Source organism: Sphaerisporangium sp. NPDC049457 (genome assembly GCF_055586705.1).
The window spans coordinates 264,502-276,382 of the sequence record NZ_JBVJHR010000001.1; the positions used below are offsets into that span (position 1 = coordinate 264,502).

Here is an 11,881-nt window from a genome sequence, read left to right on the forward strand (position 1 = left end):
GCGTGACTGCTCCCCTGCGTGATCCCGCTCATCGCGTGTCGCGCCGCGCGATCACGCTGTGGCTGCTCGAAGCACTCGTCGGGTACGTCATCCTCGTCGGGGGCACCGCTCTGGCGGCGTCCTGGATCTCCGCTTCCGGCTGGGCGTGGATCCCGTCGTGGATCCGCGAGCACATCTGGTGGGTGCCGGTGGCGCTCGGCGTCATAGAGCTGCCGTTCGTGGTGATCGAGCCGCTGTGGCGGTACGCGGTGCATCGCTGGGAGCTCGCGGACGACGTCGTCTACGCCCGTTCCGGGTGGTTCAGCCGGCAGTGGGTGTTCGTGCCGGTGAGCCGCATCCAGACGGTGGACAAGGAGCAGGGCTGGTTCGAGCGCTTGCTCGGCCTGGCGACGGTGGAGATCCGCACGGCGTCCTACGCCGGGTCGTCGTCCATCAAGGGCCTCGACTTCATCGTGGCCGCACGGCTCGCCGAGGACCTCGCCCACCGCGCCCACCAGCTGAGGGACGACGCCACATGACCGAGGACTCCGCCCCCGGCGACGACGAGCGAGACCGCGCCCCCCATCAGCCCGGCCCCACAAGACGCGACCGGCCCTCGGAAACCATCACTGACCGGTCTTCGGGAACGAGCCCTGAGTCTGGACCGCCCCTCGGGCCGGTGCCGCCGGCCGGGGGACCGGCGCCCGCACCTGACGCGGCCGGGGAATCCGGGCAGAGGGGAGGCGGGGGCGCGTTGTGGGTCGCGCCGTCGCGGTTGAGCCCGCTGGTGTTGCTGATCGATCCGGTGCGGATGCTCCCGTCCCTGTTCCTGCCCCTCGTCGGAGTGCTGTTCGTCGGAGGTTTCTCCCCGTCGTCGTTCCTCTGGGCCGCGTTCGGCATCGTGGGCTCGGTCGGATACGCCGCCGTGCGCTGGGCGACCTTCACGTTCCAGATCGCCGGCGACCGGTTGGAGATCACTCGGTCGCTGGTGAGCCGTTCGGTCCGGACGATCCCGCTCGACCGCGTCAGGGGCGTGGACGTCACCACCCCGCCCCTGCATCGCCTGTTCGGCCTCGCCGTCGTCCGCATCGACACCGGCGCGGGAGGGGGCGACAAGCAGGAGGGCGAGCTGGACGGGCTTCCCGTCGCCGAGGCCGAACGTCTGCGCGAGGTGCTCCTGCGACGGAGCCGCGCCGTACGGCAGGACGGCGTCTCGACGGCCACGGCCGGGACGGAGACCACGGCGTACGGGACGAACGGTGCGACCAGCGAGCATCCGGGCGCCGCTCCGGCTGCCGCGCGGGTGGACCGGCCCGGCGCGCGGCCTGAGCGCGTCTACGCGCGCGTTCCCTGGCGCTGGCTGCTGTACGGGCCGCTGTCAGGGGCGTTCCTGTTCACCCCGTTCGTTCTGCTGGGCGGTGCGATCGGCCTCGCGTTCCAGTGGGGCAACGAGTTCGGCCTGAGCGAGCGCGCCGCGATCAGCCTGGGGGAGTGGCTGTGGCACCGGCCGATCCTGCTGATCCTCGTCGCGGTCGCGCTGGTGCTCATGATGCCCGTCGCCGGCGCGGTCATGTACGCCGTGTTCAACTGGAACTTCACGTTGCGCCGGCGTGATGCGTCGCTGGTGGCCGAGCGCGGGCTGATCACACGGCGCAGTGTGTCGCTCGAACACGACAGGATCCGGGGCTACGAGATCGCCGACGGCGTCCTGGAGCGGAGCGCGAAGGTCGTGCGGCTCTGGGCGATCGTCACCGGGCTCGGCGATTCGCGGACGCGTGGCCAGCTGCTGCCCGTCGCGCCGCGTGACTTCGCCGTCCGGACGGCGGCCGAGGCGATCGGTCCGCTCGACGCCGCTCTGCGCCCGCATCCTCCGAAGGCGCGGCAGAGACGGCTTTTCCGCGCGGTGGCCCCCGGAGTCGCCGTCGCGCTCGCCGCCTTCCCGCTCGGCTGGGTCGTGGTCGGCGTTCTCGCGCTCATCGTCGCCGCGCTCGGCGTCCCGCTCGGCCTCGACCGTTATCGCTCGCTCGGCCACGCCTACGACGGCGCCCGGCTCTCCATGCGTTCAGGGTCGCTGCCCCGCTCCCAGGCCGTGGTGGAGCGGCGTGCCGTGGTGGGCTGGACGCTGCGGCAGACCTGGTTCCAGCGGCGCTCCGGCGTCCTGACGGTCATCGCCGGCGTCGGCGCCGGCAGCGGCGGCTATGCCGCGGTCGACACGGGCGAGGAGCAAGGGGTGCGGTTCGCCGCCGAGGTCACCCCTGACTGGATCACGCCGTTCATCGCCGAAGGGTGAGACACGGCCCCGGGCCGCTGTCCGGGCGTCGCCGGACACCCGCGTCGTCCCGATGGCCGCCGGCGGACGTGCGGCGTGCCGCTCGCTCGTCGAAGCCGGTGGCGTGGTCAGGCGGCGGGTCGGAGGGCGCGGGGGACTCTCAACGCAATGTGGACGGCCTGCGGCGGAGTTCGCCGGCCGTAGAGGCCGGTGAACCCGCCGCAGGGCAGCTCGCCGCAGGACGGGTGTCGCCTGGCGGGGCGGATCAGTCCTGGCGGCGGGCGCCGAACATGATCTCGTCCCAGGTCGGGACGGAGGCGCGGCGGCCACGGGATCCCTTGCGCGCGGGCCGCGGCTTGGGGGCCTGCGGAGGAACGGCGGGCTCGGCGGCCTTGGGCTCCTTGTCCGGCTGCTCGGCCTTATCGGGCTCGACGGCCGCCGCCGCAGGACGGTCGGCCTTCTCGCCGCTGGTGCGCGCCGCGGGGACCGCGACCGCGGCTTCCTCGGCCTCGGCCTTCCTGGCGGCCGCGGCCTTCTTGCCCGAAGGGGCGGGCCTGGCGACGGGTGCCGCCCCGGGCGCGGGCCGTGCCACCGGGGCCGCAGCCCGGGCCGCGGCCGGCGCGGGTTTCGCCACCGGGGCGGGCCGCGGGACGGGAGCCGCCGTCGGTGCGGGCCGTGCCACCGGCGCCGCGCTGGGCGCCGGGCGTGCGACGGGGGCCGCGGTGGATGCGGGCTGTGCGACGGGGGCCGCGGTGGGCGCCGGGCGTGCGACGGGAGCCGCCGGCGCGTCCTGCTGTGCGGACTCGTGCTGGGACGGCTCGGCGCCCGCGTGCTGGGAAGGCTCGTCGTTCGCCGGCGGCTGCCCAGTGGTGGAGCCTTCCGCAGCCGTCACCTCGGACATGTTCGCCGGCGCCGGTGCCGCCTGGACCTCGGGCGCGGCGGTTGCCGCGCGCGGTTCGCCCTCGGAGGCGGCGGGCGACGTCGTGGACGGTACGGACGCGGCCGCGGTGGCCGCCGGCTCGCGGGTGGAGGGCTCGGCCGCGCGCTGGGGCTCTTGCTCGGTGTGGGACCGCGAGGCCTCCGCCGTTTCGGCCTGCGCGACCTCGGCCTGCCCGGACGTCAGCGGAAGGCCCTGCTCGGACGTGGGCCGGGAATCCCGCTCGGACGTGGGCCGAGGCTCCTGCTCCGACGTGGGCCGTGGGCCCTGCTCGGCCTCGGTCCGGGGGCTCTGCTCGGGCTCGGCCTGGAGGCGGTGCTCGGGCTGGGTGTGTGAGTGCTGTTCGGGACGCGGGTGCTGTGCGGGCGCGGAGCGGGGGTCGTGCTCGGCCGTGGACGCGGCCACGGCGCCCTGGACGGCCCCGGCGTCGGCGTCCCGGGCTGCCGAAGCCGTGCCCTGGTCCGAGACGAACTCGGCCGCCGAAGCCGTGCCCTGCTCCGAAACGGACCCGGCGGTGCTCGGTCCGCTCGCCACCGCGGCGGCGTCATGGCCGCCCACCGTTGGGTCATGACCCGTCGCGGAGACCGCGTCATGGGCGGCCGTCGGCGCGGCGGGGCGCGGTGAGGAGGGCTCATGGAGGCGCGACGACGCGGACTCCTGGAGGTAGGCCGCGGGCTCCTGGTGAACCGGCTGGTGGGCGGGCCGGGGAGCCTCGCGCTGCTCGGTGCGGGACGGTTCGTGCGCCTCCCGGACGTCAGCGCCGGAGAGTTGGTCGGCTGCGCGTGCGCCGGCACCGGAGAGCTGGTCTGCTCCGCGCGCGTCGGTGGCGAAGGACCGGTCAGCCTGGTGGACGTCGGCGCCGCTGGAGGGCTGGTGAGCCTGGTGGACGCTGGCGCTGGAGGGCTGGCGGGTCTGGGGGGCGTCGGTGGCGAAGGGCTGGCGGGTCTGGTCGGCGTGCGCGGGGACGTCCGCGTAGGTGTGGTCCTGGTGGCCGCGCGAGGGCGCGGCGTGGCCCAGCGGGGGCTCCGCGAGGGTCCGCGAGGACTCAGGGAGGTTGCGTGGAGGCTCGTCGTGGTCCCGCGAAGACACAGGAAGGCTTCGCGAGGGCTCTGGGAGGTCGCGTGGAGGCTCGGAGTGGCCGCGTGCGGGCTCCGGGAGGTCGCGTGCGGACTCGGAGTAGTGGCCGCGGGGGTCGTGGCGCGTGACGCCGGGCAGCGGCGCGGGGCCCTCGACCGGGATGGTGGGGACGGGCGCGAGCTTGGCGGCGAGCCTCGGGACGAAAGGCGTCACCGTGGCTTCCTCGCCCGGCTCGACGTACTCGGTGGCGGACAGCCGCAGCGCCTCGTCGTCGTACGGGGTGACGTGGCGGCGCCGGAGGTCGAACAGCCATTCGGCGCTGCGCGTGTGACCGTTCCAGACGAAGCCGAGCTTGATGCGCCACAGGCCGTCGTCGCGCTTGCAGGAGTCCCAGTCGATCTCGTCGGCGGGCACGCCGCGGCGGCTCAGCCGCTCGGTCACCAGCTCGCCGAGGGTGGGTCCGGGGGTGGACTCGCCGGGCAGCCGCACGGCGACGCGCTGCGCCTGCTGCGCGGTGTACTCGCGTTCTTGTAGAACAGGTCCCTCGAACCAGCGGACACGCTCCACCGGAATACCCGCGGTGGCGGCGATCTCCTCCGCGGTCTCCCCCGCACGGATGCGGGCCTGGATCTCCTTGGGGCGCAACGGACTCTCCACTTCGATCTCGTACTGGCCGAGACGGGAGAAGTTGCCGCGGACCGCCGCTCGGAGCCGTTCGTCGACGGGAAGCGTGAACCGTGTACCCCTGCCGGCCGTGGCCAGCACGAGGTATGTTCCGTCCTCGCTCACCGCGACGAGTCGGAGCTCCTGCATGCGAGTCCCTTCGTCGTCGTGCTCAATCTTCCCCCGGACCCTTGAGTCTCTCGCGTGAGCCGGTTGCCTGCCAGCACCGTACCCGGCATGTCCGAACATCGCCTTCCTCAGAGACGCGGGAAGCGATGAGAGGCGGTACAAATGTCGCATTCACCCTATCCACCGGCTGCTCGATATGCAGCAAACGGGGTTAGGCGTCCTTCCCAGATTCTGGCGAATCACGCGGCTCGGCACCTCCCACTTCGTGCAACGGGCATGGGACCCGCCGTGGCGGCGCGGCGCGGGGACGGTGTTCCCGCCGGGAAGGACGGGCCCGGCCGGCCTTCCCCGGGCGTGGCGGACCGCGCGCGGCGGCGGAGGTGGAACCGGCTGATCACCCCTTTGACCGGCGAGAACAGCAAGAAATGGTTGTTTCTCTGCATCTCGGATAAAAGCGATGCGGCGGTGTGCGATCTCCCCGGCGGCGTCGAAAGGCGTGCGCCGCGGGGCGACGGATGGGCGGGCGAGAAGACCGATGGGTGAGACCGATGGGTGAGAAGGAAACACCGAGCCTCAGCGCTCCGCAGATCGTGGGCAGCGCGCTGGCGGCGGCCACGGCGGCCACGGCGGCGTCCTTCCTCGGGGTCCATGGGACGGTCATCGGCGCGGCGCTGGCCAGCGCCGGCACCACCGTCGGCAACGCGATCTACACCCACTACATCCACCGCACCAAGCACCGGCTCAAAGAGGCGCACGGGCTGATCATCGGACAGCTCGGGCGCGACGACCCGGACGGGCGGGCGGAGGAGCCGGTGATGGCGAGTCCCGGAGAGGAAGGGCTGGCCGCGGCCGCGCACGCCACCGTCCGCGACCACGGCCCCGCCGACCTGCCCACCGGCGCCGACGACCCGGTCCACCCGGGGGCGCCGGCCGGGGGGACCGCGGAGCTGCCGCCTCTGCGCCGGGAAGGGAGACGCAGGCCGCTCTGGGCGACCATGATCGTCGCGGCGGTGGCCACCTTCGGGCTGAGCATGGGCGGGATCCTGGCGTTCGAGCTGGTCAGCGGCAGGCCGCTGACCGCCACCGTGCACGGCACGCAAGGGTCGGGGACGAGCCTCGGCGGGACGGTGTCCGAGCAGGGCGAGCCCTCGCTTGAGCCGTCCGCTCCGGGCGGCGGGTCCGGGACGGGCCGGTCGGACGAGCCCTCGGCGGGCGGCTCGGCGAAGTCCGCCACGGACGAGCCGGGGGATGGCGGGCGGCCTTCGGCGGAGCCGTCGGTCGAGCCATCGGCCGCCGCGTCGCCGGAGAGCGGCGGTGGCGGCGGCACCGGCGAGGTCCCGACCGCCGGCCCGGACGGCGGCGGCTCTGACACCAGCGGCTCGAACACCGGTCGTTCCGACACCGGTGGTTCCGACACCGGCGGCTCGAACAGGGGCGGTTCGGGCACGGGCGGTTCGGGCATCGGCGGCTGACCACGGGCGGTTCGAACACGGGCGGTTCGGGCACCGGGCGGTTCGAACACGGGCGGTTCGGGCGCCGGTGGCCGGACCGGCTCGGACGGCTCTGTTCAGCCGAGGACGGTGGCCAGGTAGTCGTTGCCGAACAGGCGGCGGGGGTCCACCTCATCCCGGAGGGCGAGGAAGTCCCCGAAGCGCGGGTAGACCGTCGCGAGGTAGGCCGCGCCCTGGGTGTGCAGCTTGCCCCAATGAGGGCGTCCGCCGAGCCGGGTCATGATCGCCTCGACGCCCGCGAAGTACGCCGGGTTGGGCGTCGGCCGGTAGACGTGGCAGGCGATGTAGGCCGACTCCCTGCCGTACGCCGTGGACAGCCAGGCATCGCTGGGCGGCGTGACCCTGACCTCGATGGGAAAAGTGATCGTCCAGTCGCTGAGGTCGATGAGGTCGCGGATCTCGCGCAGCGCCTGGCCGAGCCGCTCGCGCGGGATCGCGTACTCCATCTCCAGGAAGCGCACGTTACGCACGCTGGTGAACACCTTGTAGGCCTTGTCGGTGTGGCAGGAGGCAGACAGCGCGCCTGCGGAGATCCCGTTCAGGGTCGGGATCGCCGCGGGGAAGCGCCCGCCGACCGCGCACAGCGCCCCGAACAGCGTGTTCTCCAGGAAGACGCTGTCCAGCCAGTGGCGCAGGGCGCCGGGCGGCGCGGCGGGGCCGGGCGACCGGTTGTTGCGCTTGGTCAGGCAGGTGTCGGTGTGCGGCAGCCAGAAGAAGTCCAGATGCTCGTTCTCGCCGGTCATCCGATCAAGGGAGTCGAGCATCTCGCCGAGCGGCATCGGCCGCCGGTCGCTGCGCAGCAGGAACGACGGCTCGACGCGGAAGGTCACGGCGGTGAGGACGCCGAGCGCGCCGAGGCCGACGCGGGCGGCGTCGAACAGGTCGCCGCCGGAGACCGTGGTGATCGAGCCGTCCGCGAGCACCATCTCCAGTTCGGCGACCTGGTCGGCCAGGCCGCCGACGTCGCGGCCGGTGCCGTGGGTGCCGGTCTGGATGGCGCCGGCCACGGTCTGCTCGGTGATGTCGCCCATGTTGGCGAGCGCGAGCCCGAGGCGGTCGAGCTCCTCGTTCAGCACCCGCAGGGGCGTGCCGGCCGCGACCCGCACCCGGCCGTCCCCGGCCTCCTGGACGCCGGTGAGCGCGTCGGGCCGCAGCAGGATGCCGTCGGTGAGGGCCACCCCCGTGAAGGAGTGCCCGGTGCCGACCATGCGCACCCGCAGGCCGCGCGCGGCGGCGTCCAGTACGGCCTGGGCCACCTCGCCGGCGGAGCCGGGGACGCGCACCTCGGCGGGCGCGGCGGACTGGTTGCCCGCCCAGTTGCGAAAGACGGCCTTCATGCACGAGCACGATAATGACGCCGCGCCCCGATGACCAGAGATGTGAGCCGTGCTCACCATTCACCGCTGAGCGAGACAGGTCACACCGCCCACGAGGTGCGATACGCCGCGCCCGGCGGGCACCGGCGCGCGCCGTCCACGGGCCCTCGGGGCCGCCGGCGGCCGTGCGTCAGGCGGCGGGGGAGTGGGCCTCGGAGTGGCCGTCCTCGGGCGTGCGCAGCAGCGAGTTGCCGCCGAGGCCGATCGCCACGGCCAGCAGGGCGCACCCGAACGAGAACGCGTAGGCGTTGGACGCGCCGAAGGAGTCGGTGAGCCGTCCCCCCGCCCACGCGCCGATCGCCACGCCGAAGCCGACCGCGGTGGAGATCCACGACATGCCCTCGGTGAGCAGATGTCCCGGCACCAGCCGCTCGATCAGCGCGTACCCGGTGATGATCGTCGGCGAGATGGCCAGGCCCGCGAAGAACAGGCCGACGGCCATGACCTTGGTGTCCCCGATGAGCAGGATCGGCGTCAGGCCGGCGGCGAACACCGCGAGGCCGCGCATGAACCGGTGACGCAGGGAGATGCGCCAGTGCCGGAACCCGAACCACAGGCCGGAGACCATGCTGCCGCCCGCGAACGAGCCGAGCAGCAGGCCCGCCGCGGCCTTCACGCCGTGGTCCTCGGCGAACGCGACGGTGATCAGGTCGACGGAGCCGAACACCGCCCCCATCGCGAGGAACACGCACGACAGCAGCGCGACCCCCGGGATCATGATGGGGCTGCCGGACTGCGCCACGGCCGGGCGCACGGGCGGCTCGGTGGTGCGCTGCAGGGAGAACGCCAGCGTGCCGGCGACGGTGGCCACCAGTGCCAGGATCAGCCCGGCGTACAGGTTCACCATGGTGGTCAGGCCGGTGACCAGCGCCGGGCCGGCCACGAAGATCACCTCGTCGGCCACCGACTCGAACGAGAACGCCGTGTGCAGCCTGGAGGAGCCGCCGAGGATGTGCGACCAGCGCGCCCTGACCATCGAGCCGAGGGAGGTGGCCGCCCCGCCGACGACCACGGCGCTGACGAAGAGCGCCCACATCGGCGCGCCGAGCGCGGTGCACAGCATGAGCACGACCAGCGCGGCGCCGTGCAGGAGCACCAGCGGGATGAGTACCCTGGCCTGGCCGAAGCGGTCGACCAGCCGTCCCGACAGCGGAGCGGCGACCGCGAACGCGATGGCGACCGTCGCCGAGATCGCTCCGGCGGACGCGTACGAGCCGGTGAGGGCCGAGATGAGCAGCACGATGCCGATGCCGAGCATCGACATGGGCATCCGCCCGAAGAATCCAGCGACCACGAACCCCTTGGCACCGGGCACGCTGAACAGCTCTCGATACGGCCCGACCACGATTTCGCCCCTTTCGCGCGCCCCCGGCGCACGTCTTGCCACCTCGATCCAGCCTCGCGCACGGTCGCGCGGCGCATCAAGTGATTTTCCGGCAACGTACACGAATACGGACTCCTGGGGCTAACGTGGGTCAAGTGTCCCCTCCCCCTCGGCTCGTGCCGCCGCGCGCCGTCCTGGTGGGGTCGGCCCTTCTGATCGTCCTCGGTGTCCTGACCGGTGGAGCGTTCCTGATCACCCGTGACCCGGCCGGCGCCCGGCCGGCGGCGGCCCGGACGCCGCTGGCCGGCATCAGCGACCTGACGGCGCCGGTGTCGCCCTTCCCGGCTCTCACCCCCGGCCCGATCGTGGTCGCGCCGTCGTCCTCGGCCGGCGCGCCGACGTCCGCCCCGTCCGCCCGTTCCACGCCGGACGCCACGGCCGCGCCCAGAACCACGAGCGCCCCCCGCGCCACGACCAAGCCGGACGCGACGACCGCACCCAAAGGCACGGCCTCGCCCAAGGTCACCACCGCACCCAAGGTCACCACCACGCCGGAAGCCTCGGCCGCGCCCGACGCGGCCACCTCGGTGACGCCGCGCCGGGTGGCGTCCACGCCGCCCCGGCTGATCGCCGTCGCGCGCGAGCCGGTCACCGAGGCGGCGCTGCGCCGGATCACCGGGCTCAAGCACGTCACCAAGGTGTCGCTGGCCGACGCGGGGGCGGTGCGCTTCTCGACGGCCACGCTGAACCTGCTCGCCGTCGACCCGGCGGAGTTCCGCCCGTGGGCGCCGAAGGCCGTGGCGGCCGAGCCCGAGGTCTGGAACGCGCTCGCGCGAGGGGAGTTCATCGCCGAGTCGAAGACGGCCGGCCGCTACATGCTCCAGTTGGGCGGCGAGTACGAGGCGGGCGCCGGAGCGCGCCTGCGGGTCGCCGCGTCGGCGCCGTTCGGACTGCCCGGCGTGGACGGGCTGGTCGGCAAGGAGGTGGGACGCGCGCTCGGCCTGGTCCCGGGCGTCGCGGTCCTCGTGCACACCCCGGCGGGCAAGGCGGCGGCCGTCGCCGGGTACGTCAGGCGGCTGCTGGGGACGGGCTCCCAGGTCGTCATGATCGGCGCGGCCCGCCGCGCGGCCGACCCGCCCGTGCCGGTGGCCTCGCCGAGCCCGGCGCCTGCCACCGCGCCCGCGCGGCCCGGTACGTACCAGGTCGGCAGGCCCGGCAGCTATCTGGACCTGTACAAGATCTCGGCGCGGGTCTGCCCCGGGCTCTCGTGGACGGTGCTCGCCGCGATCGGGCAGGTCGAGAGCGGCCACGGCCGCAACAACGGCCCGTCCTCGGCGGGCGCGCTCGGCCCGATGCAGTTCATGCCGGCCACCTGGAAGGCGTACGGCGTCGACGGGGACGGGGACGGCAGGTCCGACATCTGGAGCCCGTACGACGCGGTGCCCGCCGCCGCCCGCTATCTGTGCGCCAACGGGGCGGGCCAGGGCGGCACGAAGCTCCGCTCGGCCGTTTTCCGCTACAACCACTCGTGGGACTACGTGAACAGGGTCCTCGGCATCGCCGAGGGCTACGCCCGCGCCTACGCCTGACGCGGCGGCAGGTGTCCGCGCGGGCCGCCGTACGGCGGCGCCGGGCGTGTGGTCAGGGGCGGGGGCGAGGGCGGGGGGCTGGGCAGCAGAGGGCGGGGCAGGGGGCCGGCTCGGGTTCGTCCAGGAGCTCGCGGACCATGGAGACGAACCGCGGGTGGGTGCCCGCCGTCGCGGCGCGGGTGAGGTGCATGCCGAGGTCGCGGGCGACGCCGGCGGCCTCGGTGTCGAGGTCGTAGACGACCTCCATGTGGTCGGAGACGAACCCGATGGGCACGAGCACCGCGGCCTGGACGCCGGACGCGTGCAGGGCGGTCAGGTGGTCGCACACGTCAGGCTCCAGCCACGGCACCTGGGGCGGGCCGCTGCGGCTCTGCCACACCAGGTCCCACGGCCGGTCGCCGGCGACCAGCGCGGCGGCGGCGCGCAGCTGCGCCTCGTAGGCGCCGCCGGTCGGCCCCGAGGTGGCGGCCATGGAGGCGGGGATGCTGTGCGCGGTGAACACCAGCCGGGCGCCGTCGCGGTGCTTCTCGGGGAGCCGGGCCACGGCCTCGCGGGTGTGGTCGGTCATCGCGGCGATGAAGCCGGGGTGGTCGTAGTAGTGGCGCAGCCGGACGATCTCGGGCGCGCCGGGGACTTCGGCGCGGGCGCGGGCGATGTCGTCCAGGTATTGGCGGCAGCTCGAATAGGAGCTGTAGGCCGCGGTGATGAACGCGGCCGCGCGGGTGACGCCGTCGGCGGCCATCTTGCCCAGCGTGTCGCGCAGGAACGGGTGCCAGTTGCGGTTGCCCCAGTAGATCGGCAGGTCCACCTCGGGCCGCAGCGCCTCGATCAGGTCGCGGCACTGCTGGTTGATCGGGCTGACGCCGCCGAACCCCTGGTAGTGGGCCTCGACCTCCAGCAGCCGCTCGCGAGGCACGCCCCGTCCCCGGACGACGTTCTCAAGGAACGGCATGACGTCTTCGGGCTTCTCGGGCCCGCCGAAGGAGACGATCAGCAACGCGTCGTAACGAGCCATGGCATCCATCCA

8 protein-coding genes are annotated in these 11,881 nt (G+C 73.8%); 4 read left to right on the plus strand and 4 right to left on the minus strand.

What is annotated here, in order from left to right; all coding sequences use genetic code 11:
• The first annotated feature begins 2 nt into the window (after positions 1-2).
• Both ACZ6QO_RS01130 and ACZ6QO_RS01135 read left to right on the plus strand, forming a co-directional pair.
• Positions 3-518, plus strand: coding sequence for a PH domain-containing protein (locus ACZ6QO_RS01130; RefSeq protein WP_465846470.1), 516 nt, complete (start codon positions 3-5; stop codon positions 516-518).
• A 248-nt stretch (positions 519-766) separates the two neighbouring features.
• Complete coding sequence (locus ACZ6QO_RS01135; protein ID WP_465846471.1) at positions 767-2,269, plus strand: PH domain-containing protein; 1,503 nt, start codon at positions 767-769, stop codon at positions 2,267-2,269.
• Between the two features lie 244 nt (positions 2,270-2,513).
• On the opposite strand, the gene sepH is transcribed toward ACZ6QO_RS01135, so the two are convergent.
• A complete protein-coding gene (sepH, locus tag ACZ6QO_RS01140; RefSeq protein WP_465846473.1) occupies positions 2,514-5,075 on the minus strand; it encodes a septation protein SepH in 2,562 nt (853 codons plus the stop codon).
• Between the two features lie 527 nt (positions 5,076-5,602).
• Here sepH and ACZ6QO_RS01145 point away from each other — a divergent pair.
• Positions 5,603-6,526 carry a hypothetical protein gene (locus ACZ6QO_RS01145; protein WP_465846475.1) on the plus strand — a complete coding sequence of 308 codons (924 nt, stop codon included), beginning with the start codon at positions 5,603-5,605 and terminating at the stop codon, positions 6,524-6,526.
• Positions 6,527-6,621: 95 nt separating this feature from the next.
• Here ACZ6QO_RS01145 and ACZ6QO_RS01150 read toward each other — a convergent pair whose 3' ends face one another.
• The gene (locus ACZ6QO_RS01150) at positions 6,622-7,902 is read right to left on the minus strand and encodes a D-arabinono-1,4-lactone oxidase (RefSeq protein ID WP_465846477.1); all 1,281 of its coding nucleotides are present in this window, start codon (positions 7,900-7,902) and stop codon (positions 6,622-6,624) included.
• A gap of 169 nt (positions 7,903-8,071) precedes the next feature.
• Entirely contained in the window at positions 8,072-9,286 is a 1,215-nt protein-coding gene (locus ACZ6QO_RS01155; protein ID WP_465846478.1) for an MFS transporter, read from the minus strand.
• A 134-nt stretch (positions 9,287-9,420) separates the two neighbouring features.
• Here ACZ6QO_RS01155 and ACZ6QO_RS01160 point away from each other — a divergent pair, with 134 nt between their 5' ends.
• Entirely contained in the window at positions 9,421-10,854 is a 1,434-nt protein-coding gene (locus tag ACZ6QO_RS01160) for a lytic transglycosylase domain-containing protein (RefSeq protein WP_465846479.1), read from the plus strand.
• Positions 10,855-10,906: 52 nt separating this feature from the next.
• Here the strand turns inward: ACZ6QO_RS01160 and ACZ6QO_RS01165 are convergent, their stop codons facing one another.
• Complete coding sequence (locus tag ACZ6QO_RS01165; protein ID WP_465846480.1) at positions 10,907-11,869, minus strand: ferrochelatase; 963 nt, start codon at positions 11,867-11,869, stop codon at positions 10,907-10,909.
• Between the last annotated feature and the right edge of the window lie 12 nt (positions 11,870-11,881).

Excerpts from the sequence above, each read along its gene's own strand:
- sepH (WP_465846473.1), bottom strand. The coding sequence starts at position 5,075 with ATGCAGGAGCTCCGACTCGTCGCGGTGAGCGAGGACGGAACATACCTC.
- ACZ6QO_RS01145 (WP_465846475.1), top strand. The coding sequence starts at position 5,603 with ATGGGTGAGAAGGAAACACCGAGCCTCAGCGCTCCGCAGATCGTGGGC.
- ACZ6QO_RS01150 (WP_465846477.1), bottom strand. The coding sequence starts at position 7,902 with ATGAAGGCCGTCTTTCGCAACTGGGCGGGCAACCAGTCCGCCGCGCCC.
- ACZ6QO_RS01165 (WP_465846480.1), bottom strand. The coding sequence starts at position 11,869 with ATGGCTCGTTACGACGCGTTGCTGATCGTCTCCTTCGGCGGGCCCGAG.